This is a genomic window from Pseudomonas sp. FW305-E2 (genome assembly GCF_058782925.1).
Genome location: NZ_JBYSYE010000033.1, coordinates 36,208 through 62,527, shown reverse-complemented (window position 1 = coordinate 62,527; position 26,320 = coordinate 36,208). Strand labels below are relative to the sequence as shown.

Annotated in this window: 23 protein-coding genes; 22 read left to right on the top strand and 1 reads right to left on the bottom strand. The window is 62.9% G+C overall.

Annotation, left to right across the window (positions count from 1 at the left end; all coding sequences use genetic code 11):
• Nucleotides 1-4: 4 nt before the first annotated feature.
• From AC3WLP_RS20770 to AC3WLP_RS20665, 22 genes are all read left to right on the top strand, one after another.
• The gene (locus AC3WLP_RS20770) at nucleotides 5-1,006 is read left to right on the top strand and encodes a pilus assembly protein PilP (protein WP_012053950.1); all 1,002 of its coding nucleotides are present in this window, start codon (nucleotides 5-7) and stop codon (nucleotides 1,004-1,006) included.
• Entirely contained in the window at nucleotides 930-2,192 is a 1,263-nt protein-coding gene (locus tag AC3WLP_RS20765; RefSeq protein ID WP_012053949.1) for a type IV pilus secretin PilQ, read from the top strand. Before AC3WLP_RS20770 ends, AC3WLP_RS20765 begins: the two co-directional genes overlap by 77 nt.
• Nucleotides 2,193-2,196: 4 nt before the next feature.
• Entirely contained in the window at nucleotides 2,197-2,715 is a 519-nt protein-coding gene (aroK, locus tag AC3WLP_RS20760; protein ID WP_010955625.1) for a shikimate kinase AroK, read from the top strand.
• Between the two features lie 96 nt (nucleotides 2,716-2,811).
• On the top strand, nucleotides 2,812-3,909 hold the full coding sequence (aroB, locus tag AC3WLP_RS20755) for a 3-dehydroquinate synthase (protein ID WP_003249149.1): 1,098 nt from the start codon (nucleotides 2,812-2,814) through the stop codon (nucleotides 3,907-3,909).
• 15 nt (nucleotides 3,910-3,924) lie between these two features.
• Nucleotides 3,925-5,514, top strand: a complete 1,590-nt coding sequence (locus AC3WLP_RS20750) for an SPOR domain-containing protein (protein ID WP_019439128.1) — start codon at nucleotides 3,925-3,927, stop codon at nucleotides 5,512-5,514.
• Between the two features lie 373 nt (nucleotides 5,515-5,887).
• Nucleotides 5,888-10,333 (top strand): glutamate synthase large subunit, encoded by a 4,446-nt coding sequence (gene gltB / locus AC3WLP_RS20745; protein ID WP_088512574.1) that lies wholly within the window; start codon nucleotides 5,888-5,890, stop codon nucleotides 10,331-10,333.
• Nucleotides 10,334-10,456: 123 nt separating this feature from the next.
• Nucleotides 10,457-11,875 carry an FAD-dependent oxidoreductase gene (locus tag AC3WLP_RS20740; protein WP_003249156.1) on the top strand — a complete coding sequence of 473 codons (1,419 nt, stop codon included), beginning with the start codon at nucleotides 10,457-10,459 and terminating at the stop codon, nucleotides 11,873-11,875.
• A 194-nt stretch (nucleotides 11,876-12,069) separates the two neighbouring features.
• On the top strand, nucleotides 12,070-13,134 hold the full coding sequence (gene hemE, locus AC3WLP_RS20735) for a uroporphyrinogen decarboxylase (protein WP_017148005.1): 1,065 nt from the start codon (nucleotides 12,070-12,072) through the stop codon (nucleotides 13,132-13,134).
• A 172-nt stretch (nucleotides 13,135-13,306) separates the two neighbouring features.
• The gene (gene gbpA, locus AC3WLP_RS20730) at nucleotides 13,307-14,770 is read left to right on the top strand and encodes an N-acetylglucosamine-binding protein GbpA (RefSeq protein ID WP_256596077.1); all 1,464 of its coding nucleotides are present in this window, start codon (nucleotides 13,307-13,309) and stop codon (nucleotides 14,768-14,770) included.
• A gap of 49 nt (nucleotides 14,771-14,819) precedes the next feature.
• Nucleotides 14,820-15,332 (top strand): cytochrome b, encoded by a 513-nt coding sequence (locus AC3WLP_RS20725; RefSeq protein WP_014754721.1) that lies wholly within the window; start codon nucleotides 14,820-14,822, stop codon nucleotides 15,330-15,332.
• 5 nt (nucleotides 15,333-15,337) lie between these two features.
• Nucleotides 15,338-15,835 carry a hypothetical protein gene (locus AC3WLP_RS20720; RefSeq protein ID WP_064590910.1) on the top strand — a complete coding sequence of 166 codons (498 nt, stop codon included), beginning with the start codon at nucleotides 15,338-15,340 and terminating at the stop codon, nucleotides 15,833-15,835.
• The gene (gspD, locus tag AC3WLP_RS20715; protein WP_014754719.1) at nucleotides 15,832-17,673 is read left to right on the top strand and encodes a type II secretion system secretin GspD; all 1,842 of its coding nucleotides are present in this window, start codon (nucleotides 15,832-15,834) and stop codon (nucleotides 17,671-17,673) included. The genes AC3WLP_RS20720 and gspD overlap by 4 nt, the downstream gene beginning before the upstream one ends.
• On the top strand, nucleotides 17,670-19,133 hold the full coding sequence (gene gspE, locus AC3WLP_RS20710) for a type II secretion system ATPase GspE (protein WP_088512572.1): 1,464 nt from the start codon (nucleotides 17,670-17,672) through the stop codon (nucleotides 19,131-19,133). Before gspD ends, gspE begins: the two co-directional genes overlap by 4 nt.
• Before the next feature lies 1 nt (nucleotide 19,134).
• Nucleotides 19,135-20,340: a type II secretion system inner membrane protein GspF gene (gene gspF, locus AC3WLP_RS20705; protein WP_014754717.1), complete on the top strand. Its 1,206-nt coding sequence runs from the start codon at nucleotides 19,135-19,137 to the stop codon at nucleotides 20,338-20,340.
• A 1-nt stretch (nucleotide 20,341) separates the two neighbouring features.
• On the top strand, nucleotides 20,342-20,788 hold the full coding sequence (gene gspG / locus AC3WLP_RS20700; RefSeq protein WP_014754716.1) for a type II secretion system major pseudopilin GspG: 447 nt from the start codon (nucleotides 20,342-20,344) through the stop codon (nucleotides 20,786-20,788).
• On the top strand, nucleotides 20,785-21,249 hold the full coding sequence (locus AC3WLP_RS20695; protein WP_014754715.1) for a prepilin-type N-terminal cleavage/methylation domain-containing protein: 465 nt from the start codon (nucleotides 20,785-20,787) through the stop codon (nucleotides 21,247-21,249). Before gspG ends, AC3WLP_RS20695 begins: the two co-directional genes overlap by 4 nt.
• Complete coding sequence (gene gspI, locus AC3WLP_RS20690; RefSeq protein ID WP_014754714.1) at nucleotides 21,227-21,610, top strand: type II secretion system minor pseudopilin GspI; 384 nt, start codon at nucleotides 21,227-21,229, stop codon at nucleotides 21,608-21,610. The genes AC3WLP_RS20695 and gspI overlap by 23 nt, the downstream gene beginning before the upstream one ends.
• Nucleotides 21,597-22,187 (top strand): type II secretion system protein GspJ, encoded by a 591-nt coding sequence (locus AC3WLP_RS20685; protein ID WP_041167263.1) that lies wholly within the window; start codon nucleotides 21,597-21,599, stop codon nucleotides 22,185-22,187. The genes gspI and AC3WLP_RS20685 overlap by 14 nt, the downstream gene beginning before the upstream one ends.
• A gap of 35 nt (nucleotides 22,188-22,222) precedes the next feature.
• Nucleotides 22,223-23,041, top strand: a complete 819-nt coding sequence (locus AC3WLP_RS20680; protein ID WP_231138401.1) for a type II secretion system minor pseudopilin — start codon at nucleotides 22,223-22,225, stop codon at nucleotides 23,039-23,041.
• The gene (gene gspL / locus AC3WLP_RS20675; RefSeq protein WP_088512570.1) at nucleotides 23,034-24,143 is read left to right on the top strand and encodes a type II secretion system protein GspL; all 1,110 of its coding nucleotides are present in this window, start codon (nucleotides 23,034-23,036) and stop codon (nucleotides 24,141-24,143) included. The genes AC3WLP_RS20680 and gspL overlap by 8 nt, the downstream gene beginning before the upstream one ends.
• Nucleotides 24,144-24,235: 92 nt before the next feature.
• Nucleotides 24,236-24,610 (top strand): type II secretion system protein M, encoded by a 375-nt coding sequence (locus AC3WLP_RS20670; protein ID WP_041167261.1) that lies wholly within the window; start codon nucleotides 24,236-24,238, stop codon nucleotides 24,608-24,610.
• Between the two features lie 70 nt (nucleotides 24,611-24,680).
• On the top strand, nucleotides 24,681-25,028 hold the full coding sequence (locus AC3WLP_RS20665) for a NirD/YgiW/YdeI family stress tolerance protein (protein WP_014754709.1): 348 nt from the start codon (nucleotides 24,681-24,683) through the stop codon (nucleotides 25,026-25,028).
• A 36-nt stretch (nucleotides 25,029-25,064) separates the two neighbouring features.
• Here the strand turns inward: AC3WLP_RS20665 and AC3WLP_RS20660 are convergent, their stop codons facing one another.
• Nucleotides 25,065-26,252, bottom strand: a complete 1,188-nt coding sequence (locus AC3WLP_RS20660; RefSeq protein WP_231138402.1) for an MFS transporter — start codon at nucleotides 26,250-26,252, stop codon at nucleotides 25,065-25,067.
• Nucleotides 26,253-26,320: the final 68 nt, after the last annotated feature.

Sequence of the window (26,320 nt, the reverse complement as noted above, 5' to 3'; positions counted from 1 at the left end):
GCAGATGCTCGCTTGGCTGGCAGTGGTCGAGGGCTCAGGCCGCTTCCGACGGCTGGCGCCAGTGCTGGTGGCTGTTGTGTTGTTCAGCCTGGGCTGCGCGATGCGCCTGCCCGCCCTGTTGCAGCAGCAGGCGCGGGAGGATGCCAGGCATGTCGAGTTGAGCCAGCTGCAGGTAGCCAGTGCATCGCAGTTGGCCGAACTGGAGCGGCTGAAGGCTCTAACGGTGATTGCCGAACAGCGGTTGCAAGCGGCGCACTGGTACCTGGCGGCCGGGGAGAGCATGAGCGACCTGCTTGAGCGTCTGGCAGTGTCGGGGCATGCACACGGCTTGCTTGTCGAGCGACTCGATGTAGGTGAGGGCGAGCAACAGGCCGGATTCAGTAAGGTACCGCTGGTGGTGCAAGTGGTAGGGCGTTACTCGGCCTTGCGGCTGTGGCTGGGCGACTGGTTAGGGCAGGCACGGATTCTGCGCAGCGGTGACATGAGCCTGGCAACCGTTGATCGCCAGCCTGGACTGTTGCGCCTGCAGTTGCGGGTTGATGCCTATCACGCGGCTACGCCCCTGAAGGCACCTGCAATGCTGGCGGACCTGCCGGCAAGGGCCGCAATGGCTGCACCTGAAGTGGACCCGTTTGCGCCGGCTGCTGCGCGAGTGGCCAGTGCCGGGCTGGTCGGCGTGCCGTTGGCGCAGCTGGAAATGGTCGGCAGCCTGGCGCGCGGGGCGGCACGCGAGGCACTGCTGAAGGCGGCTGGCAAGCTCTATCGCGTACGCCCGGGCGACCGGGTAGGGCGTGATCAGGGGGTAGTGATGCATATAGACCAACGTCAGGTCGAAGTGCGTGAGCGGCTGTTCATGGCGGGGGTGTGGCACGAGCGCACGGCGTTCATCACCCTCGCCAAGCGCCAGGGCAAGGAGGCCTCGGACCCGAATGAAAACGTGGATGAAATACCTGCTGGCAACCCTGCTGTCGATCCCGCTGGCTTCGGCGACGCCTTACCAGGGTGAACCCCTGTCGCTGAACTTCCAGGATGTAGAGGTGCGTGCGGTGCTGCAGGTGCTGGCTGACTACGCCGGCGTCAACCTGGTTGCCAGTGATGCGGTACAAGGCAGCGTCACTTTGCGTTTGCAGGACGTGCCGTGGGATCAGGCGCTCGACCTGGTGTTGCGCAGCAAGGGCCTGTCCCGGCGCCAGGAGGGCAATGTGCTCTTGGTGGCGCCTGCGGCCGAGTTTGCCGCGCAATCGGCAGACGCCCGGGTGAGCCAAGTGCTGGACGCGCAGCTGCAGCCATTGCGTCGGGAGCTGCTGCCCATTCACCACGCCAAGGCCGCCGATTTGGCGCAGTTGCTGCTGGCAAGTCTGGAGGGTGGCGGCATCCCCACGGGTAGCCTGAGTGTCGATGAACGCACCAATACGCTGGTGGTGTACCTGCCCGCTGACCGCCTGGCCGAGATGCGCCAGTTGGTGGCGCAGTTGGACGTGCCGGTGCGTCAGGTAGCGATCGAGGCGCGTATCGTTGAGGCCAACGTCGATTATGAGAAAAGCCTGGGGGTACGCTGGGGTGGGCCGCTGTACGGCGAGAAACTGCGGCCCGGCAAGGAGCTGTTCGTCGACCTCGGTCTGGAGCGAGCCGGCAGCAGTATCGGCCTGGGTCTGTTGCGCGGTGACGTGCTGCTGGACCTGGAGCTCAGTGCCATGGAAAAAAGCGGCAACGGCGAGATCATTTCGCAGCCCAAGGTGGTCACGGCTGACAAGGAAACGGCGAGGATCCTCAAGGGTACCGAGGTGCCTTACCAGGAAACCAGCCAAAGCGGCGCTACCTCGGTATCGTTTCGCGAAGCCTCGCTGTCGCTCGAAGTAACACCACAGATCACTCCGGACAACAAGGTGATCATGACCGTCAGGGTGACCAAGGACGAGCCGGATTACGTCAATGCGTTGAACAACGTACCGCCGATCCGCAAGAACGAGGTCAATGCCAAGGTTCGTGTGGCTGACGGCGAAACGATCGTGATCGGTGGCGTCTACTCGACTTCGCAAAACAATGTGGTCGACAAGGTGCCATTTTTCGGCGATCTGCCGTATGTTGGGCGGCTGTTTCGACGCGATGCATTACAAGAGAAAAAATCCGAGCTGCTGGTCTTCCTGACTCCGCGTATCATGAGTGACCAGGCGATTGCTGTGAGTCGTTGATTCTGTGCGAAATTTGATACTTGTGGGGCCCATGGGCGCTGGTAAAAGCACCATCGGACGCCTGTTGGCCAAAGAGCTGCGCCTGCTGTTCAAGGATTCCGACAAGGAAATCGAACTGCGATGCGGCGCAAACATCCCGTGGATATTCGACAAGGAAGGCGAACCGGGTTTCCGTGATCGCGAGCAAGCGATGATTGCCGAGTTGTGCGCGCTCGACGGTGTGGTGCTGGCCACCGGCGGTGGCGCGGTGATGCGCGAAGCCAACCGGCAGGCGCTGCATCAGGGTGGCCGGGTGATCTACCTGCATGCTTCGGTCGAGCAGCAAGTCGGTCGCACCGCGCGCGACCGCAATCGCCCGCTGCTGCGCACGGCCAATCCGGAGGCGACCTTGCGCACCTTGCTGGAAACCCGCGACCCGCTCTACCGCGAGATCGCCGACCTGGTGGTTGAAACCGACGAGCGGCCCCCACGCATGGTGGTGATCGATATTCTCGAGCGCTTGCAGCAGTTGCCGCCCCGTTAACCCGGGACTATTCTCGGCCTCCAGCGCCGAGGCGAGGCTCAACGTTACCGCGCAGGTCGCCGGATGGCGCCGCGCCCAAGTACATTGTGGGGATACATGCAGACACTAAAGGTCGACCTGGGCGAGCGTAGCTACCCGATCTACATTGGCGAAGGCCTGCTGGACCAGCCTGAGCTGCTGGCGCCGCACATTGCGGGTCGGCAGGTAGCCATCGTTTCCAACGAGACCGTCGCGCCGCTGTATCTCGAACGCCTGAGCAAGGCCCTTGGAGCCTACTCGGTACTGCCAGTGGTGTTGCCCGATGGGGAAGCCCACAAGAACTGGGAAACATTGCAGCTGATCTTCGATGGCCTGCTGACAGCTCGGCATGATCGCCGTACTACTGTGGTCGCGCTTGGTGGTGGCGTGATTGGTGACATGGCTGGTTTCGCAGCCGCCTGCTACCAGCGCGGCGTCGACTTCATCCAGGTGCCGACTACCCTGTTGTCCCAGGTCGACTCTTCCGTGGGTGGCAAGACCGGCATCAATCATCCGCTGGGCAAGAACATGGTCGGTGCGTTCTATCAGCCCAACGCGGTGCTGATCGATACCACCAGCCTCAAGACCCTGCCAGCGCGCGAGCTGTCCGCAGGTCTGGCCGAGGTGATCAAGTACGGCCTGATTTGCGACAAGCCGTTCCTCGCCTGGCTCGAAGACAATATGCAGGCACTGCGTGCCCTCGATTCGGCAGCCCTGACCGAGGCCATCCGCCGCTCTTGCGCGGCCAAGGCCGCAGTGGTGGGTGCTGACGAGCGCGAGTCGGGCGTACGGGCCACGCTGAACCTGGGGCATACCTTCGGGCATGCTATCGAAACCCACATGGGCTATGGCGTGTGGCTGCACGGCGAGGCTGTCGCGGCGGGCACAGTGATGGCCCTGGAAATGTCCATGCGCCTTGGCTGGATCGACCAGGCTGAGCGCGATCGTGGAATCCGCCTGTTGCAGGACGCAGGTTTGCCGGTGGTGCCACCACAGGAAATGACCCCGGCGCATTTCATGGAGCACATGGCGGTCGACAAGAAGGTGCTCGACGGTCGTTTGCGTTTGGTGCTGCTGCGCCAAATGGGCGAGGCCGTGGTGACCGACGACTATTCGAAAGAGATTCTTCAGGCCACGCTGTCGGCGGATTACCGCGCGATCGTGGCCCAGCTTTGAGGTTGTGACAGCGCAATGACAAGTTTGCATGCCGATGAGGCCTTTCTCGACCATTACCAGTTGAGCCATGATCCGTTCGCGCCCCGCGTACCTGGCTTCAAGTTCTTCCCGGCCCAGCGCAAACCGGTGCTCGGCCAACTGCACCACCTGGCGCGCTATAGCCAGTTGATGCTGGTGGTCAGCGGCCCGTTGGGCAGCGGCAAGTCGCTACTTCGCCAGGCCCTGGTGGCCAGCACCAACAAGCAGACTGTGCAAAGTGTGGTGGTGTCGGCCCGCAGCGCCAGCGACGCCTCCAGTATGCTCGCGCAGGTCGCGCAGGAGCTGGGTGTGGCCCAGCCCGAGGTGCAGGCGATCCTATCGAAGGTGGTGCAGCTGGCACTGACCGGGCAGGAAGTGTATTTGCTGGTGGACGATGCGGAACAACTCGACGAGTCGGCACTCCAAGCGTTGCTGGAGTTGGCGGCGGGGGTTCCTGAAGGGCGTCCGCACGTGTTTCTGTTCGGTGAGCCATCGCTGATTGCCGGGCTGGATGAGCTCAATGTCGAGGAAGAACGTTTTCACATCATCGAGCTTGCGCCCTACAGTGAAGAAGAAACCCGCGAGTACCTGGAACAGCGCCTGGAAGGGGCTGGTCGGGGCATCGAGGTGTTCAGCCGTGAACAGATCGCCGATATCCATGAAAACTCCGACGGCTGGCCTGGCAACATCAATCAGGTCGCCCGTGACACTTTGATCGAAGCCATGATCGCCAGCCGCTCGACGGCCAAGCGACCAACCATGGGGTTCAAGATGCCTAAAAAACATGTGCTCGCACTGTCCGCTGTGGTCGTGGTTGCCGTTGCGGCCGCGGTATTGATGCCCAAGAAAGGCGACAAGGCCCCTGCCGAAGCGCCGGCTGCCCAGGCCCAGTTGCCACTGGGCGACGGCAAGCAGGGTGCTGCCATCGAGTTCTCTGGCTCGTCCCAGCCAATGCCGCTGCCACTGGTTGGCCAGTCGCAGCCGGTGATGCGCGAGCCGCTGGCCCAAGCCGCAGGCATGGGCGAGGGTGAAGAGGGAGGCCCGGCTGTCGACACCGCGCTGCAGCCTGGCAACCCGCCACCTACCGTGACCACCATCGCTCCGCCACAAGGTGTGCCGGCTGGCCCGGCGCCTGCGCCTGCCCAGCCCGTGCAGTCGGTTGCGCCTGCGCCCAAGCCTGTTGCAACCCAGCCCGCCAAGCCGGTTGCGCCGGCCAAGCCAGCACCGGCGCCGACCCAGGTCGCCGTGGCCAAGCCGGCTGCCAAAGCTGCGGAAAAACCAGCCGCCGCTGGCGCTGGCAACAGTGGCTGGTATGCCGGACAGAAGCCGGGCAATTATGTGGTGCAGATCCTTGGTACCAGCTCCGAGGCGTCGGCCCAGGCTTACGTCAAGGCCCAGGGTGGCGACTATCGCTACTTCAAGAAAAACCTACAGGGCAAGCCTCTGTACGTCGTGACTTACGGCAGTTTCGCCAACCGCGACGCAGCGGTTGCGGCAATCAAGAACTTGCCAGCGAAGGTCCAGGCTGGTAAACCTTGGCCACGTACCGTCGGCAGCGTCCAACAAGAGCTGGCCACGGCCCGCTGATACCTTCCGGGCGGCATCACCCCGCCGCCCAGTAGCTAAGCGAATTCTAGCTTTCGACTAGCCTGCTGCGCCCGAGCGCGGCAGGCTTTTCTGTCCCGGACTGCCGGCCACAAGCCCTTAGTTGCAGTCATGGCTGAAACGCTTCAGACTCGAGCCAAGCTGCTATCACGGCGCATGGCGCAAAAACATTCAAAATTGCGACATAAATTTTCAATGACGAGACATGAAAATTTGTGGGCGTCGCTGTCGCTGTGCAACAATGGTTTTCCATGACCACCGCAAAAAAGCTGGCGTTTGATCGGCGTGGATGGTAAGTGGTTGTTAAAAAAGAGATTTACCTCCGTTGAGAGGTGAACCTGGTGAGAATGTGTCTATGAAAACAGGTCTGTACCATCCCGAAGAATTCAAGGACAACTGTGGTTTTGGCCTGATCGCCCATATGACGGGTGAGCCGAGCCACCACCTTCTGCAAACTGCCATGCAGGCGCTGACATGCATGACCCACCGCGGCGGCATCAATGCCGACGGCAAGACCGGTGACGGTTGCGGTCTGCTCATGCAGAAGCCCGATCAATTCCTGCGTGCCATGGCCCAGGAGCACTTCGCTGTCGAGCTGCCCAAGCAGTACGCCGTCGGCATGGTGTTCTTCAACCAGGACCCGGTCAAAGCCGAAGCTGCCCGCGCCAACATGGACCGCGAGATCCTCGCCGCTGGCCTGAAACTGGTCGGCTGGCGCAAGGTGCCGATCGACACCCGCGTACTCGGCCGCCTGGCCCTGGAGCGCCTGCCGCAGATCGAGCAGGTGTTCATTGGCGGTGAAGGCCTGAGCGACCAGGAATTTGCCATCAAGCTGTTCAGTGCCCGTCGTCGTTCGTCGGTGGCCAACGCCCACGACGCCGACCACTACATCTGCAGCTTCTCCCACAAGACCATCATCTACAAAGGCCTGATGATGCCGCGCGATCTCGCGGCGTTTTATCCAGACCTGGGTGACGAGCGCCTGCAAACCGCGATCTGCGTGTTCCACCAGCGCTTCTCCACCAACACCCTGCCGAAATGGCCGCTGGCGCAGCCGTTCCGCTTCCTCGCCCATAACGGCGAGATCAACACCATCACCGGCAATCGTAACTGGGCCGTTGCTCGTCGCACCAAGTTCGCCAATGACCAGATCCCCGACCTCGAAGAGCTCGGCCCGCTGGTCAACCGCGTCGGTTCCGACTCGTCGAGCATGGACAACATGCTGGAACTGATGGTCACCGGTGGCATCGACCTGTTCCGCGGCGTGCGCATGCTGGTACCGCCAGCGTGGCAGAACGTCGAGACCATGGACGCCGACCTGCGCGCCTTCTACGAATACAACTCCATGCACATGGAGCCGTGGGATGGCCCGGCCGGTATCGTCATGACCGAAGGCCGCCACGCGGTGTGCCTGCTTGACCGCAACGGCCTGCGCCCGGCGCGCTGGGTGACCACCACCAATGGTTACATCACCATTGCCTCGGAAATCGGCGTATGGGGCTATCAGCCTGAGGAAGTGCTGGCCAAGGGCCGTGTCGGCCCGGGCCAGATCCTTGCCGTGGACACCGAAACCGGCCAGATCCTCGACACCGACGCCATCGACAACCGCCTGAAGTCGCGGCACCCGTACAAGCGCTGGTTGCGCCAGCACGCTACGCGTATCCAGGCGACGCTGACCGACGACCAGGGTGTGGCCAGCTACGACGCTGACCAGCTCAAGCAATACATGAAGATGTTCCAGGTCACCTTCGAAGAGCGTGACCAGGTACTGCGCCCGTTGGGTGAGCAGGGCCAGGAAGCCGTTGGCTCGATGGGTGACGACACGCCGATGGCCGTGCTGTCGCAGCGCGTGCGCTCGCCGTACGACTTCTTCCGCCAGCAGTTCGCTCAGGTAACCAACCCGCCGATCGACCCGCTGCGCGAAGCGATCGTGATGTCGCTGGAAATCTGCCTGGGTGCTGAGCGCAACATCTTCCAGGAGTCCCCGGAGCACGCTTCGCGGGTCATTCTCAGCTCGCCGGTCATCTCGCCCGCCAAGTGGCGTTCGCTGATGAACCTGGAGCGCGAAGGCTTCGACCGCCAGCTGATCGACCTCAACTATGAGCAGGGCGTTGGCCTGGAAGCGGCCATCCGCAACATTGCCGACCAGGCCGAAGAGGCTGTGCGTGGGGGCAAGACCCAGCTGGTGCTGAGCGATCGTTATATCGCCCCGGGCAAGCTGCCGGTGCATGCTTCGCTGGCCGTTGGTGCAGTGCACCACCGCCTGACCGAACAGGGCCTGCGCTGCGACAGCAACATCCTGGTTGAAACCGCTACCGCCCGTGATCCGCATCATTTCGCCGTGCTGCTGGGCTTCGGTGCCTCGGCCGTTTACCCGTACCTGGCGTATGAAGTACTGGCTGACCTGATCCGTACCGGTGAAGTGCTGGGCGACCTGGACGAAGTGTTCAAGTACTACCGCAAAGGTATCTCCAAGGGCCTGCTGAAGATCCTGTCGAAGATGGGTATCTCCACCATCGCCTCGTACCGCGGTGCACAGCTGTTCGAAGCCATTGGCCTGGCCGAGGAAGTGGTCGGCCTGAGCTTCAAGGGCGTGTCCAGCCGCATCAAGGGTGCGCGCTTCGAAGACCTGGAGAACGACCAGAAGCTGCTGGCGGCCGAAGCCTGGAGCGCGCGTAAGCCGATCCAGCAAGGTGGCCTGCTGAAGTTCGTCCACGGTGGCGAATACCACGCTTACAACCCGGATGTGGTCAACACCCTGCAAGCCGCCGTGCAGCAGGGTGACTACGCCAAGTTCAAGGAATACACCACGCTGGTGGACCAGCGCCCGGTGTCGATGATTCGTGACTTGCTCAAGGTGAAAGTGGCCGACCAGCCGCTGGCGCTGGAGCAGATCGAGCCGCTGGAGGCGATTCTCAAGCGTTTCGACTCGGCGGGTATCTCGCTGGGTGCACTGTCGCCGGAAGCCCACGAAGCGCTGGCCGAGGCCATGAACCGCCTGGGCGCGCGCTCCAACTCGGGTGAAGGCGGCGAAGACCCGTCGCGCTATGGCACCATCAAGAGCTCGAAGATCAAGCAGGTGGCCACCGGCCGTTTTGGTGTGACCCCGGAGTATCTGGTCAACGCCGAAGTGCTGCAGATCAAGGTTGCCCAGGGCGCCAAGCCGGGTGAGGGCGGCCAGTTGCCGGGCGGAAAGGTCAACGGCCTGATCGCCAAGCTGCGTTATGCGGTACCGGGCGTGACCTTGATCTCGCCACCGCCCCACCATGACATCTACTCGATCGAAGATCTGGCGCAGCTGATCTACGACCTCAAGCAGGTCAACCCACAGGCGCTGGTATCGGTCAAGTTGGTAGCCGAAGCGGGCGTGGGCACCATCGCCGCGGGTGTGGCCAAGGCCTATGCCGACCTGATCACCATCTCCGGTTACGACGGTGGTACCGGTGCTTCGCCGCTGACCTCGATCAAATACGCCGGCGCCCCTTGGGAGCTGGGCCTTGCGGAAACCCACCAGACCCTGCGCGGCAACGACCTGCGTGGCAAGGTGCGGGTGCAGACCGACGGCGGCCTGAAAACCGGCCTGGACGTGATCAAGGCGGCCATTCTCGGCGCCGAAAGCTTCGGCTTTGGTACCGCGCCAATGATTGCCCTGGGCTGCAAGTACCTGCGCATCTGCCACCTGAACAACTGCGCCACCGGCGTGGCCACCCAGAACGACAAGCTGCGCAAGGACCACTACATCGGCACCGTCGACATGGTGATCAACTTCTTCACCTTTGTCGCCGAAGAAACCCGCGAGTGGTTGGCCAAGCTGGGTGTGCGCAGCCTTGGCGAGTTGATCGGCCGTACCGACCTGCTCGAAGTGCTGCCAGGTGACACCGAACGCCAGCAGTACCTGGACCTGTCGCCGCTGCTGGGCAGCTCGCACATTCCGGCGGACAAACCGCAGTTCTGCGAAGTCGACAAGAACCCGCCGTTCGACCTGGGCGAGTTGGCCGAGAAGATGGTTGATATGGCCATGCCGGCCATCCGCGACCAGGCGGGTGGCGAGTTCAGCCTCGACATCTGCAACTGCGACCGCTCCATCGGTGCGCGTGTGTCGGGCGAAATCGCCCGCCTGCATGGCAACCAGGGCATGGCCGCGGCGCCGATCACCTTCCGCTTCAAGGGGACTGCGGGCCAGAGCTTTGGCGTGTGGAACGCCGGTGGCCTGAACCTGCACCTGGAAGGCGACGCCAACGATTACGTCGGCAAAGGCATGACCGGTGGCAAGGTCACCATCGTGCCGCCAGCCGGCAGCCCGTTCGAAACCCAGCACAGCGCCATCGTCGGCAACACCTGCCTGTACGGTGCCACTGGCGGCAAGCTGTTTGCCGCAGGTACTGCGGGCGAGCGCTTCGCTGTGCGTAACTCCGGCGCCCATGCTGTTGTCGAGGGCACTGGCGATCACTGCTGTGAATACATGACCGGCGGCTTTGTCTGCGTTCTGGGCAAGACCGGTTACAACTTCGGTTCTGGCATGACTGGCGGCTTTGCCTACGTGCTCGACATGGACAATAGCTTCGTCGACAAGCTCAACCACGAGTTGGTGGAAATCCAGCGTATCAGTGGCGAAGCGATGGAGGCCTACCGTAGCCACCTGGCGCGTGTCCTTGCCGAGTATGTGGATGAGACCGGCAGCGAGTGGGGGCGTGAGCTCTCGGAGAACCTGGACGACTACGTGCGGCGCTTCTGGCTGGTCAAGCCGAAGGCAGCCAACCTGAAGCAGCTGCTGTCCAGCACCCGTGCCAACCCGCAGTAAAAACAGCTGCAAGTGGCAAGCCTCAAGCTGCACGTAATGGCAGTGAGAGGTTTGCCCGGCTTAAGTGATCGTCTTGCGGCTTGCAGCGTGTAGCTTGCAGCTGCTGTAAAGAGGTTTTGAAAAATGGCTGAACGTCTGAACAACGACTTCCAGTTCATCGAAGTGGGCCGAAAGGACCCGAAAAAAAAGCTGCTGCGCCAGCGCAAGAAGGAGTTCGTGGAAATCTACGAACCGTTCAAGCCGCAGCAGTCCGTGGAGCAGGCGCACCGCTGCCTGGGCTGCGGTAACCCGTATTGCGAGTGGAAGTGCCCGGTACACAACTTCATCCCCAACTGGTTGAAGCTGGTCTCCGAAGGCAACATCCTGGCCGCGGCGGAACTGTCGCACCAGACCAACACCCTGCCGGAAGTATGCGGCCGTGTTTGCCCGCAAGACCGCCTGTGCGAGGGTGCCTGCACCCTGAACGACGGTTTCGGCGCGGTGACCATCGGCTCGGTGGAGAAGTACATCACCGACACCGCCTTCGCCATGGGCTGGCGCCCGGACATGTCCAAGGTCAAGCCCACCGGCAAGCGCGTCGCCATCATCGGCGCAGGCCCGGCTGGCCTGGGCTGCGCCGATGTGCTGGTGCGCGCCGGGGTAACCCCGGTGGTGTTCGACAAAAACCCTGAGATCGGTGGCCTGCTGACTTTCGGTATCCCCGAGTTCAAGCTGGAAAAGACCGTGCTCAGCAACCGCCGTGAAGTGTTCACCGGCATGGGCATCGAGTTCCGCCTGAACACCGAGGTGGGCAAGGACGTGACCATGGAACAGCTGCTCGCCGAGTACGACGCGGTGTTCATGGGCATGGGTACCTACACCTACATGAAGGGCGGCTTCCCGGGTGAAGACCTGCCGGGCGTGCATGACGCACTGGACTTCCTGATCGCCAACGTCAACCGCAACCTGGGCTTCGAGAAGTCGCCGGAAGACTTCGTCGACATGCAGGGCAAGAAAGTGGTGGTGCTGGGTGGTGGTGACACCGCGATGGACTGCAACCGTACCTCGATCCGTCAGGGTGCCAAGGCAGTGACCTGTGCTTATCGTCGTGACGAAGCCAACATGCCGGGTTCGCGCAAAGAGGTGAAGAACGCCAAGGAAGAGGGTGTGAAGTTCCTCTACAACCGCCAGCCCATCGCCATTGTGGGTGAGGACAAGGTCGAAGGCGTCAAAGTGGTCGAGACTCGCCTGGGCGAGCCTGATGCCCGTGGGCGCCGCAGCCCTGAGCCAATCCCGGGCTCCGAAGAGATCCTGCCGGCAGACGCCGTGGTAATCGCCTTCGGCTTCCGCCCGAGCCCGGCGCCGTGGTTTGAGCAGCATGGCATTCAGCTGGACAGCCAGGGCCGTGTGGTTGCCCCGGAGAAGGGCAAGTTCAAGCACCAGACCAGCAACCCGAAAGTGTTTGCCGGTGGCGACATGGTGCGCGGTTCGGACTTGGTGGTGACTGCGATCTTCGAAGGGCGTACGGCCGCCGAGGGTATCCTGGACTACCTCGAAGTCTGATTTTCGGCCTGTTCGCGGGCATGCCCGCTCCCACAGGGTTAAGCGTAGAACCCGTGGTAGCGGGCATGCCCGCGAAGCTTTTGTATACAAAAACGCTTGATCTGTGGCATCCAATAGACAAAACACATGGTCATGGCCGTGCCTTTTGCGCTGGTGTCTGAGAAAATGCCCGCACTATTTTTCCGGATGCCGACATGACTGCCCTGAAGAACGATCGTTTCCTGCGTGCACTGCTCAAGCAACCCGTAGACGTCACCCCGGTGTGGATGATGCGCCAGGCCGGCCGCTACCTGCCGGAGTACCGCGCCAGCCGCGCCAAGGCCGGTGACTTCATGAGCCTGTGCATGAACCCGCAGTTCGCCTGCGAGGTCACCCTGCAGCCGCTGGACCGCTACCCGCTGGACGCAGCGATCCTGTTCTCGGACATCCTTACCATTCCCGATGCCATGGGCCTGGGCCTGTACTTCGAAACCGGCGAAGGCCCGCGTTTCAAGAAGGTCATCAGCACCCCCGCCGACATCGAAGCGCTGCCAGTCCCGGACCCACAGAAAGACCTCGGCTACGTGATGGATGCGGTCAGCACCATTCGCCGTGAGCTCAATGGCCGTGTGCCGTTGATCGGCTTCTCCGGCAGCCCGTGGACCCTGGCCACCTACATGGTCGAAGGCGGCTCGTCGAAGGACTTCCGCAAGACCAAGGCCATGGCCTACGACAATCCGCAAGCCCTGCACCTGCTGCTGGACAAGCTGGCCCAGTCGGTCACCAGCTACCTTAACGGTCAGATCCTGGCCGGCGCCCAGGCCGTGCAGATCTTCGACACCTGGGGCGGCAACCTGTCGGCGGCGGCCTACCAGGAGTTCTCACTGGCCTACATGCGCAAGATCGTCAGCGGCCTGATCCGCGAGCACGAGGGGCGCAAGGTGCCGGTGATCCTGTTCACCAAGAATGGTGGTTTGTGGCTGGAAAGCATCGCCGACGCAGGTGCCGACGCACTGGGCCTGGACTGGACCTGCGAGATTGGCGACGCCCGCCGCCGCGTGGGGGACAAAGTAGCCTTGCAAGGCAACATGGATCCGACCGTGCTTTACGCCAAGCCCGAGGCCATTCGCAAGGAAGTGGCGCGCATCCTGGCCAGCTACGGCCATGGCACCGGTCATGTGTTCAACCTTGGCCACGGCATTACCCCGGAAGTCGACCCGGAGCATGCCGGCGTATTCATCAATGCCGTTCACGAGCTTTCTGCGCAGTATCACGGCTGATTCGAAGCTCCCCGAGCGCAAAGGTTGCGAATCGGGGAGCTAGACAGGTTTATTCCTACATATAGGCAAACTGCTTTTCTCTAAAGTCCGGACTCCCCTTGCGCAGAAGGCGCATTCGCTTCCAGTAAATGCGCCCTTGCGCATTTCACCAGCAATGCGTTCGGAGTTCGTGATGAATACAACAAAGACCCTGCGAAAAAGCGTTGTCGCCACCGGTGTGTGGATGGCGATTGCAGGCACAGCTTTACAAGCTCAAATGGCCAATGCGCATGGCAACCTGGCAGATCCACCTTCTCGCGCGGCGCTCTGCCATGCGAACCAGAAAAATCTCAACACCAACTGTGGTGGCGCTCAGTACGAACCGTGGTCGGTCGGTGAGGCGATAGGGCGTTTCCCAGGTGCTGGCCCTGTTGATGGAAAAATTGCCAGTGGCGGTGCGCGTGGCGACTTCGGCGCCCTGGATGAGCAATCGGCCAACCGCTGGCACCTGACCCCGGTCACTGACCGTAACATGCAATTCGACTGGCATTATGAAGCCCCGCATCCGGTTACCTCGTGGGAGTACTTCATTACCAAGGCGGATTGGAACCCCAACGCAGCGTTGACGCGTGCCGCTTTCGATGCCACCCCGTTCTGCGTGGTAGATGGCAAGCATCAGATACCCGCTGCTGGTACAGGTACCAACCCGAAGCACAGCTGCACATTGCCGACTGACCGCACGGGCCAGCACGTGATTCTTGGCGTCTGGAAAGTTGGCGATACCGACAAGGCTTTCCATAGCGTTGCTGACGTCGATATTCAGCTCGATGGCGGCCCAGCCCCTGAGTGGCCGCGCCTGGCTGAAATCAGTGCCAATCGTGACCTTGAAGTTGGCGATAAAGTCACCGCACGCGCATTCGATGCCAATGGCGAGCGTACGTCGCACCATGTGAGCATCACGGTCGATAGCGCCGAAGAGGGCATCGCTGCCAACTGGGCCTACAAGCTGGCCAGGCAGATCAATGAAACCCAGACGCTGGTACGTGCCGGTCAGATGGACACGGACGGCAACATCGAGCCCGTGCAGGGCTCCAACAGCATCTTCGCCAAAGCCGAAAGCGGCCTGACCAACTACATTCTGGACTTTGAAACCGCCGCTGGCGATCCGACCACGATGCACCTGCACGATGTGAAACCCGAGTACACGATCGTGGACGGCACAGGTGGCGTGGATTTCTCTGTCATGACCAACAAGGCCTTGACCGTGACGGCGCGGCTGTTCGACAGCAACAACAAGCAGGTCTCTTACTCGCGCCAGAACGTTAACGGTACGGAACCGTTCGCGCTGAATGTTGTGAGTGGTGAAGGTATGCACACCCTCAAGGTCGTGGGCGTGGACAAGCTTGATCGGGTGCTGCTGCAGGATCAGAAGACGCTGCAGCTCAAAGCGGCGGGCGATGCCTCCTATGACTTTGTCTTCCCTGAATCGCTCTCGAACTACAAAGCGGGTACCAAAGTACTGCAGCCCAAGAATGGCAAGGTCTACGAGTGCCAGCCATTCCCTGCCTCGGGTTATTGCGTGCAGTACTCCGCAGCCGCTGGCCAGTTCGAGCCAGGCACTGGCTCTCACTGGAACATGGCCTGGATCGAGAAATAAGGCATCAAACCTGGCCCCTTGAGGGGGCCAGGCTCTTCGAGTACTCCAAATGCAAGTACAAAAGTATTGCTGGCAGCAGATCCTCCTGCACTGGGTCTCTGCAATGGTCATCCTTTGGGCGCTGATCAGCGGTTTTTACGTGGCGCACATGGATGTCACCCCCGCCACGCTTCACCGAGTCGCCTTCATCAACGTCGCCATGACTACGTTGTTCATTCCTGTATTCCTGCTGCGCTGGCTGTTGCGTCTGACCCGTCTCAAGCCACGAAGCCTGCACGATGATCCAAAGGGCCAGCGCATTGCGCATGTCGTGCACGAGGGCTTGTACTGGACCACGGCGATCGTATTGGCGTCCGGCCTGCTGATGATGGACAGGGCCATAGAGGTGTTCGGTTGGTTCTCCATCGCGCCACTGCTGAGCGAGCCGTTCTGGCACCGCGTCTGGTTCTACATTCACATTGCTGCTTGCCTGCTGCTGGCCACGGGGGTAGCGCTGCATATCGCTGCCGTGGTGTTGCATGAGCTGAGCGGGCGACGCGTGCTAAGGCGGATGCTGCCCTGACCCGGATGAAGCGCACTTCGCATTTGATCTGGCTGGCGTGCGTGGTGGCAACGCTTGCCTGGCTGTCATGGCGGGAAAGGACTTATCCCGTCGCTGCCCCGCCGGCGGTTCCGGCAGTGCCGGTGGAGACACCCCAGCTGCCGGCAAAACCGTTGCCGGCGGCCACCGTGGCGTTGGCGTTCGGCTTCCAGGCAACGCGCCCGCAGCAGTCGGGCCAAGCGGATGTCGCCCTCAAGGCCAGTTTTGTTTCCAGCCAGGGCGAGGCTCGCGCCTTGGTGAAAAGCCATGGCGGTGAGGCTATCTACCGCGTCGGTGACCGCATACCGGGCCGCGGCGTGCTGCGCCGCATCGATGTGCGTTCCATCGTGTTGTGGTCCGGAGGCCGCGAGGAAGTCGTGTCGATGTCCGCGCCCGCTCCAACCGTGTTCCTGCCTGCAGGTGCTGCCGTTCGCCCGCACCACACTCCCGACCCTTCATCCCGCCTGTTGCGGGAGGTGCAATGACTCTCAAGCGATATCTGCGCGTCGCCTCGTTCGGCGCCTGTCTTACCCTGAACTGTTCCCTGGCGCTGGCCGAGGCGCCCACCTGGCAGCTGGCGATGAGCGATGCCGATGTACGCGAGGTGGTACGCGAAGTGGGCGCGATCCTTGACCAGACGATCATCCTCGACCCGCGCGTGCAAGGCCGTATCACAGTCCTTTCCAGCGAAGCGCTGGACCGCGAAGGGATCCGCCGGCTGTTCTACTCGGTGCTCAATGCCCAGGGCTTTGCCGCTGTGAACGACGGCGACCGTTTGCTGGTGCTGCCGGCCAGTGAGGCCAAGGCCTGGGCCAACCAGCAGGTGGAGGCGATACCGGCAGCGTTCACGACGCGTGTTTTCAACCTGTCGGGCAGTGTGGCTGCTGACCTGGCCGGGCTGTTACGGCCGTTGGTTTCCAGCAGTGGCTACATTGGGCCGTCCAGTTCGGCCAATGCCTTGGTGGTGACCGACTCCGCAGCCAACCTTGACCGCCTGGAGCACCTGGTTCTGCAACTCGACAGCGGCCAGCGGCATGACCATGAGCTGGTGAGCTTGCGCCAAGCCCGGGCCGATGCGGTGTTCCCGGTGGTCGAAGCAGCCGCCGGAGGGCCCGACAGCGGCGTGCGGGTGCTGGTTGATACGGGCGGTAACCGCCTGCTGATCCTTGGCCCGGCCAAGTCCAGGCAACGCATGGCGCAACTGACACGCTCGCTGGATGTACCAGCACCCGCTACCTCGCAGAACTGGCGGGTGGTGCGCCTGCAACACAGCAATGCCGAGCAGCTTGCCGAAGTGCTGGGCGAGGTGGGCAAACGCCTGGATGGCACGCCGGGCACAAACACTCCGGGCGTCGACATTACCGGCGAAGCCATCGTCAAGGCCGATGCCAGCCAGAACGCGCTGGTGCTGCTGGGCGAGCCGCAAACGTTGGCCAGTGTGGAACAGATCATCCTGCAACTGGACCAGCCGCGGGCGCAGGTGCTTATTCATGCGGCAATCGTTGAAGTCAGCGGCAGCATCGAGGAGGCACTGGGCGTGCAATGGGGCATGGACAAGGGTGGCCTCAAAGGTGGCATTACCTACAGCGAAAGCGGCGCTACATTGGCCGACCTGCTGGGCAAAGAGGCCAAGCTGCCGGGGGGCGCCGCCCTGGCCATCGGCTCTGATCGTTTTGCCGCCTTGGTATCGGCTTTGGCCAGCAACAGCCGCAGTAATCTGTTGTCCACGCCTAGCCTGCTGACGCTGGATAACCAGGAGGCGCAGATCCTGGTTGGGCAGAACGTGCCGTTCAAGACAGGCTCTTACGTGACCCCCGGCAGTGGTTCGGAAAACCCCTTCACCACGGTCGAGCGCAAGGACATCGGTATCAGCCTGAAGGTGCGCCCGCACATCAACGAAGGCAACAGCCTGCGCCTCGAGGTCGAGCAGGAAAGCTCGGAAATTGCGCCCAGCGCGGCCGAGAATGATCTGATCACCAACAAGCGCACGCTCAAGAGCACCATCCTGGCCTCCGATGGCGAGATCATCGTGATTGGTGGCCTGATCAAGGACAGCGTGCGCCAGGTAGAGCGCGGCGTGCCGCTGCTCAGCCGTATTCCCTGGGTGGGTGGCTTGTTCCGGTGGCGCAGCGACTCCCAGGAAAAAACCAACCTTATGGTGTTCCTGCGCCCGACCATCTTGCGCAGCCAGGCCGAGCGGGTCGAGGCGGGGGGGCGTGCCTACGAAGGGTTGCGCAATGCGGATGATTCGACCTTGCCGGAAGATGCCCGGCGGATGTTCGATACGCGGCGTCTGCCTGACGCGCACCGGCCGCGCCCATGAGCATCGCCCTGCCGTTCAGCTTTGCCCGACGTCACGGCATCCTGCTCGACCACCAGGCAGCCGAGCATGCTTTGCTGATGCGTGAAGGCGCATCACTGGCGGCCATGGCCGAGGCCTGCAGGCTAGTGGGGAGTACCTGGCCTCTGCGTCGCGTGAGCGATGCCCACTTTGCCGAGCGCCTGGCCCAATGCTACGGCCCAGGCCAGGATGCCGCGCAGGCGGTGGTCCAGGGCCTTGACCAGGAAATCGACCTGTCGCGGTTGGCCGAAGCCTTGCCGCAGACCTGCGACCTGCTTGAGCAACAGGACGACGCGCCGATCATTCGCTTGCTCAACGCTTTGTTCAGCGAGGCGGTGAGATCGCGGGCCTCGGATATCCACCTGGAAACCTTCGAGCAGCAGCTGCGCGTGCGCATGCGCATCGACGGCGTCATGCGCGAAGTACTGACGCCGCCCCGGGAGCTGTCTGCCCTGCTGGTTTCGCGCATCAAGGTCATGGCGCGCCTGGATATCGCCGAAAAGCGTGTGCCCCAGGATGGCCGGATCAGCCTGCGTCTTGCCGGCCATGAAGTGGACGTGCGGGTGTCGACCTTGCCTGCTGCCCATGGCGAGCGGGTCGTGCTGCGCTTACTGGACAAGCAGGCAGTACGCCTCGACATCGATCACATGCAGATGCACAGCTCGGTGCGAGCGGGCTTCATGCACATGCTGGAAAAACCGCACGGCATTTTTCTGGTCACCGGGCCCACCGGGTCCGGCAAGACCACGACACTGTATACCGCGCTGTCATACCTAAACCAGGTATCCCGCAATATCCTCACCGTCGAGGACCCGATCGAGTATCACCTGCCCGGCATCGGCCAGACCCAGGTGAACACCAAGGTCGACATGACCTTCGCCCGTGGCCTGCGCGCCATCCTGCGCCAGGACCCGGACGTGGTCATGGTGGGCGAAATCCGTGACCGGGAGACTGCGGACATCGCGGTGCAGGCCTCGCTGACCGGCCACCTGGTGCTGTCCACCCTGCATACCAACAGTGCGCTGGGGGCCATCACGCGCCTTGCCGACATGGGCATCGATACCTGTTTGCTTGCCTCATCGCTGGCCGGGGTGATGGCCCAGCGCCTGGTGCGGCGGCTCTGCGACCACTGCAAGGTCGTCTATGAGGTGGACGAGGCTACGGCCAGCGCTTTGGGCCACCCCGCCGGGTTGCCGTCGCAGCTCTACGAAGCGCAGGGCTGTAGCGAATGCCTGCAGGGTTACAGCGGGCGCCTGGCCTTGCACGAGATGGTGGTGGTGACGCCCGCATTGGCCCAGGCGATCCACGCCCGTGCGTCCGTGGCTGACATGTCCGAAGTGATCCGCGCGGCCACACCAAGCTTGTTCCAGCATGGCGTCCAGCGTGTCTGCCTGGGGCAGACCAGCCTGGCAGAGCTGCTGCGTGTGACGGGGCAGGGCTGACATGCCGATGTTCCGCTACCAGGCCCAGGATGCGCAGGGGGCGCGCCAGCGAGGAACGCTGGAGGCATCGGGGGCGCGTCAGGCCCGGCAAACCTTGCGCGAGCAAGGCTTGCTGGTGCTGAAGCTGGCCCCCGTAGGGACATCGCCAATGGCCGGCTGGCGCACAGGTAAAGGCATGAGCCTGGCCCAACGCTCGTTGCTGACCCGCCAGTTGGCGACGCTGCTGCATGCCGGGGTGCCGTTGATCGAGGCCTTGCAGGCAGTCGCCGGCCAGAGCACCCAGCGCCAGGTACGGCTGGTGCTGGGAGGTGTTGTTGAGCGGGTTGCCGAAGGCCTCGCCCTGGCCCAGGCTCTTGCGCACTACCCTCAGGCGTTCCCCATGGTTTACCGGGCCACCGTGGCCGCCGCCGAACGCTCCGGCCACCTGGCGGGCGTACTCGAGCGCTTGGCCGAGCATGGCGAGAACCAGCAGGCCCTGCGCCAGAAAGTACAGCTGGCCATGGTTTACCCGGTGATCCTCCTGGTTGTTTCGTTACTGGTGGTGGGGTTTCTGCTCGGTTATGTGGTGCCCGATGTGGTGCAAGCCTTTTCGCGCGACCAGGCGCAGCTGCCGCTGGCAACGCAAGTGCTGATCGCCATGAGCGATGCCACCCAACATTACGGCTTGGCAGCGCTGGCGCTGTTGGTGGTAGCCGCTGCGCTGTTTGCCTGGGCACTTCGCCAGCCCGCACTGCGCAGGCAATGGCATGGCTTTTCACTGCGCCTGCCGGGCTATGGCGAGTTTGTCCGCGCCAGTGAAGCGGCACGGTTCATCAGTACCTTGGCCATCCTGGGGCGCAGCGGGGTAGCCCTGGTCGAGGCAATGAACATCGGCGCAGCGGTGATCGGCAACCAGATCCTGCGCGAGCGTTTGCTGCAGGCCGCCCGCGAGCTGGGCGAGGGCAGCTCGCTGGCCAATTGCCTGGCACGCAGCGACACCTTGCCGCCGCTGATGCTGCACATGATCGCCAGTGGCGAACGCGCCGGTGAGCTGGACACCATGCTTGAACGTGCCGCAGACCTTCAGGCCAAGCAACTGGCGGGGCGCATCTCGTTGCTGGTGAGCCTGTGCGAGCCCCTGATGTTGCTGGTGATGGGCGGCATCGTGCTGTTCATCGTGCTCGCCATCCTGCTGCCGATTCTCAACCTCAACCAACTGGTCAACTGATATGTCCAAACGTTCAGCACGCCGCGCGCAACGCGGCTTCACCCTCATCGAAATCATGGTGGTGGTGATCATTCTTGGAGTGCTTGGTGCGCTGGTGCTGCCCAACGTGATGAGCCGTCCTGACCATGCCAAGCTGACTGCAGCCCGCACCGATATCCAGTCGATCTCTACCGCGTTGGAAATCTACCGTCTGGATAACGGCCGCTACCCGACCACCTCGCAAGGCCTGGAAGCCTTGGTGACGCGACCAACCGTAGCGCCACTCCCGCGTCAATGGAGTGCCCAAGGCTACCTCAAGAGTACACCCATCGACCCCTGGGGCTCGCCTTACCGGTTTGCAAGCCCAGGCACCCGTTCGGCCCAAGGCTATGACCTTTACTCCCTGGGGGCCGATGGTCAGCCGGGTGGTGAGGAGATGGATGCCGATATCGGTAACTGGCCTGAATGAAACAGCGCCGCTCTCGAGGCTTTACGCTGCTGGAGCTGCTGTTGGTCATGCTGCTGCTGGGCATCGTGATGAGCATGGCAGGTGTCATGTTCGGGCGTGACCCGCAACGTATGGCCAATCAGGAAGCCAACCTTTTCTTCCAGTTGGTACAGCACGCGCGGCACCAGGCGGTGCTGGAAGGATTGGCACTGGGTATCCGCATTGATGCCCGGGGCTATCAACTGCTTAGAGCCGCCGGACACCACTGGGAGATTGCGGGCAAGCATCGAGATATCGACCTGGACCTGCACGTGGAGATCGATGGGGTTCCGGTGCCTCCCGGTGTGCCTGGGAGGGCACCGCAACTGGTGATGTATGGCAACGACGAGCACACGCCGTTTGCCCTTCATTTCGGGGTGAACGATGTACGCCTTGTTTCTGTGTCGAGTGATGGCATCAATGACCCCAGTTTCCTGCGCTGAACGCGGCTTCACCTTGCTGGAAGTGTTGGTGGCGTTGGTGATCTTCGCGGTACTGGCCGTGGCGGTTACCTCGGCCAGCCAGCATGTACTGGTGCAATCGCAGGGGCTTGAGAAGCGCTTGCTCGCCAGCTGGGTCGCGGACAACCATTTGATGGAGATGCGCCTGCAACCTGCACCGGGTCCTGGCGAGCGCACCCTGGATGTCATGTTCGGCCAGCGTCGCTGGACCCTGCAGGAAACCCGCCGCCGCCTGGGTGAGGGTGCCCTGCTGGAAGTACACGTACGGGTAGGCCTTGCTTCGGACCGCCAAGTACTGCACCAGGCCACGGGGTGGTTGGGGCTGGTCGATGCGCCACGCTAGGCCAGGCAGGTTGACCGGTCAGCGGGGCTTCACCTTGATCGAGCTGCTGCTGGCGATCGCCATCTTTGCCTCGCTGGCGGTGGGCAGCGCGCGCGTGCTCGATGTGTTCATGCGTGCCGAAAGCGCACGTCAGATGCAGGCCAATGAGCTGCGAGCGTTGGGCAGGGCCATGAGCCTGATGCAACGCGATGCCCTGCTGGGTTATCAGCCTGCGAGCCTCGGCAAGGGCGGTTACGGTGTACTGCTGCACGGCGCACGGGCGCATTGGTTGGCCAGGGAGCAAGACAACCAGGCGCTCAAGCGCAGCGAGTTGAGGGTTGTCGAGTACTGGCTCGAGGAAGGCGTGCTGTGGCGTCAACGGCGCACGCAGGGGCAAGACCAGCCTCGGCCGCAGCGCTTGCTCGAAGGTGTACGCGAGCTGCATTGGCGGGTGCATGTGCCCGGAAGCGGCTGGCAGGCACGCTGGCCCATGACCCAGCGGCGGCCGGTGCCCCCACAGGCGCTGGAGGTGACGCTGTCGACCAAGCGGTTTGGGCAGGTTCGGCGGGTACTGCCACTGGGGGGCGCCAGCCAGTGAGGTGGCAACGGCAAAGGGGGCTCGCATTGGTTACCGTGCTGCTGGTCATGGCGCTGCTCACGATGCTGGTAGCCGGCATGTTGCACAGCCATCAACTGTTGGTTGGCGGGGTTACCCGGCAGATCGAGGGTACGCGTTTAATGCGCCTGGCCCAGGCAGGCGAGCAGCAGGGTCTGGTGAGCCTGCGCCGCGAGCTGGGCGAGGTCTTGCAGGTCACCCATGATCGGCAAGCCTGGGCCCAGCCCCGGGCGTTGAACCTCGAGCAAGGGCGGGTAAGCCTGCAGTTGGAAGACCTTTCGGGTCGGCTGAACCTGGGAGCCCTGATGGCCGGAAAGGCCCCCGACCCGTTGCTGCTCGAGCGCTGGGAACGCCTGTGCCATTCATTGCAGCTGGAGCCACCGGCATTGGACGGGCTCGTTGGCCAGCCGATGCTCGACCCAACGCAGTTGCGCGCATTGCCGGGGGTAACCGCCGAGGTGATGACGCGGTTGCAGCCGTGGGTGGTGGTATTGCCCAAGGAGGCGCGGCTCAACATCAATACGGCCCCGGCGCGCTTGCTGGCGGCGTTCGCCGAGCTGTCACCGACGGTAGCCGCGGAGCTCGCAAGGGCGCGCCCCGAGGCGGGATACCCCACCGTGGAGCGCTTTCTTGCCCAGCCCCAGCTGGAGGGCCAGGGCCTGGACAGGCGTGGGCTGGCAGTGAGCAGCCGCTGGTTTCGCCTGGAGGTCCAGGCGGAGCTGGCAGGTCGGCGCATGTACTTGTACAGCGATCTGGAGATCGATTTGAACACGCACCAGGTTCGTGTGGTGCGGCGTGTGTTTTCGGCAAGGCGGGAGCGAAGTGCAGATGAGTGAGAGCTGGTTGTACCTGTTGCCCGAAGGCATTGCGGCAGCTGATGCGCAGTGGCCGGTGTGGTTGCGTTCGGGGGACGGCACCCTGAGCAAGGCGCGCCTGGGTGAGCTGGCCTCGACCCTGTTCGGCCCAGTGATCGTGGTGGTGCCCATGGAAATGCTGGGCAGCTGTGAGATCGGCCCGGTACCGGGTAAACGGCCGAAACCGGAAACACTGGCGTACGCCGCCGAGGATCAGTTGGCAGCGCCGCTGGAAACGTTGCACTTGGTGTTTGGTCCGCCCTGTACACAAGGGCATCGCCGCGCGTTGGTGATAGAGCTTCAGGTCATGGCCAACCTGGTGGCGCTGCTGCAAGCCCAGGGTATCGACCCGCTTGGCATTTACGCCGATGCCGACTTGTTGGGGGCCGGGCAGCCCTGCGCATTGTGGTTCGAGGGCCGCTGGCTGCTGGGCGGCCCGAATGGCCTATGTCTGGTCGCCAGTCCGCAGGCCGCCGAGGTCCTGGCGCAGCAGTTGCCGCCGATGGCATGGCAGGCTGAGCTTGCTCATGCAGGGGAGGCGCTCTGCAACCAAACTGTCGATAGCGCCGTCCACACCCTGGTGCAAGGGCGAGCCACGGCCCTGGACCTGCGCCAGGGGGCATTCCGGAGACGCGGATCGGCCTTGCCTTGGCCCGCCTTGGCGGGCGGGGTGCTGCTGGCATTGGCAATGGTGTGCCTGGCGGATCATCTGCGCATCGCGTGGTTGATGCAACGCACGGCACAGCTGGATGCCGAGAACGTTCAGGTATTTCAGCGCTGGGCGCCTGGGCAGCCTGTCACTGGCAACCTGGTTGCGCAGGTCAGGGCGCTGGAGTTCCGTCCCCAGGCAGTGACCACTGTCGACGAACTGGCAGTCTTCAGCGAGCGGTTGGTTGAAGCCGGGAACATCACCGTTGAACGGGCTGTGTTCAGCCCCACCGAAGGGTGGCGCATGGAAGTGGTAGCGCAAGGGTTCGCTGACCTTGAGCGCTTGCGTCAACAGGCGCCTGCGGTGCTGATGGACCAGGCGCGCCAGGCCGGGCAAGGCGTGCGGGCGACCCTGACTTGGCTGGGGGCTCGATGATGCGGTGGTTTGGGCAGGCCTGGCTACGCCAATGGCAATCGATACCCGGCGCCCGGCGGGGAGTGATTGTGGCCACTCTCTGGAGCCTAACCTTGGTCGTTCTCTGGCAAGTTGCCTGGAACCCCGGCAAGCAGCGCTTGCAGCAGGCCGAGCTTGATCATGCGCGAGCCCTGGAACTGGCCGGGCACCTGCAGAGGGTTTCGGCAGGCCCGGCCATGGCCCTGGACGCTGTGCAGGCACTGACGCCCGCAGGGCTGAACGAGCGAGCGCTGGCTGCTGGGCTGCGAATCACCGGTCTGCAGACGCATGCCGCTCAGGTGGACGTCAGCCTGGAGGGCGAGCCTGCGAAACTGCTGGTTTGGCTGCACGCGCTGGAACGTGATGGCGTGCAGTTCCGCAGTTTGCAGTTGCAGGTGATCGGCGAACAGTTGCAAGCGCAGCTGGCACTGGAGCTGGATGGAGCCTGAGCCGATTAAGATTCGCTTCAGCCAGCTTGGGTAGGCTGTTCCCATCGAAAACGAAACAGGACCTGCCACCATGAAAGCTCGCTACCTCGCCCTGATCCTTGCCCCGCTGTTCAGCACTGCCGCCTTGGCTGCGGGCTATACCGGCCCCGGTGCCCAGCCGGTTACCACCGTTGCCACGGCCAACGATGCCGCCGATGACACCCCGGTGGTGCTGCAGGGCTTCGTGACCAAGAAGATCAACAACGACGACAAGTACGAATTCAAGGACAACACCGGCACCATCAGCGTAGAAATTGATGATGAAGACTTGCCGCCGACGCCGTTCAACGAAAAGACCAAGGTCAAGCTGACCGGTGAGGTGGAGAAACACCTGATGAGCCGCGAGGTTGATGTGGATATGGTTGAGATCATCAACTAATCCAAGGGCTTGTTCGCGGGCATGCCCGCGAATGCCTCACACCGATTTGGGTGGTAACTTGCTCAGGTGCAATGCCACCAGCAATGCCACCGCCAGCAAGCTGCCAATGAACAGCCCAATCCCGTTCCAGCCCCACTGGTGCCAGAACACCCCGCCCGCCGTACCGGCCACGCTGGAGCCAGCGTAGTAGCAGAACAGGTACAGCGACGACGCCTGCCCCTTGGCCTTCAGCGCCCGGCGGCCGATCCAGCTGCTGGCCACCGAGTGCGCACCAAAGAAGCCGAAGGTGAACACCAGCATGCCCACGATCACCATCACCAGCGGACTGGCCAATGTCATCAGCAAGCCACCCGCCATTACCACGATACTGGCCCAGAACACCTTGCGCCGGCCCAGTTTGTCCGCCAGGGCGCCGACCTGTGCCGAACTGTAGATTCCCGACAGGTAAACCACCGACAGCAAGCCGACCAGCGCCTGGTTCATGTGGTAGGGCTCGGCCAGCAGGCGGTAGCCGATGTAGTTGAACAATGTGACGAAGGCGCCCATCAGCAGGAAGGCTTCAAGGAACAGCCAGGGCAGGCCTGCATCCTTGAAGTGCATGACAAAACCGTCCAGCAGGCTGCGTGGGTTCATCGTCTGTGCGCGGAAATTGCGTGATTCCGGCAGCACCTTCCAGAACACCAGCGCGGCCATCAGGGCCAGGCCGCCAATGGTCAGCATCGCCGTGTGCCAGCTGACGAAGTCGATCAGTACGCCCGTGATGAGCCGCCCGCTCATGCCGCCAATCGCGTTGCCGCCGATGTACAGGCCCATGGCCAGGCCAATGTGTTGCGGGTGAATCTCTTCGCTCAGGTAGGTCATCGCCACTGCCGCCAAGCCGCTCAGCGACAGGCCGACCAAGGCGCGGGTGGCCAGTACCAGCTCCCAGCTGGGCATCACTGCGCTGGCCAAGGTGGACAGGGCGGCGCAGACCAGCGCGAACACCATCACGGGTTTGCGCCCGATGCGGTCAGAAATGGGGCCGGTGATCAGCAGGCCGAACGCCAGCATGGCGGTGGACACCGACAGTACCAGGCTGCTCTGCGCCGCGTTGATGGAAAACTCGTTGGATAGCAGAGGCATCATTGGCTGTACGCAGTACAGCAAGGCGAAGGTGGCGAAACCGCCGCTGAACAAGGCCAGCACGGTTTTCATGAAAGCGGGTGTGCCTTTTTCGATCCACATTTCGGTCAGGATGGCAGGTTGTGGCTCAAGGAGGAGGGGGGCTACTGCAGTTTTCACGGGCGGGTACC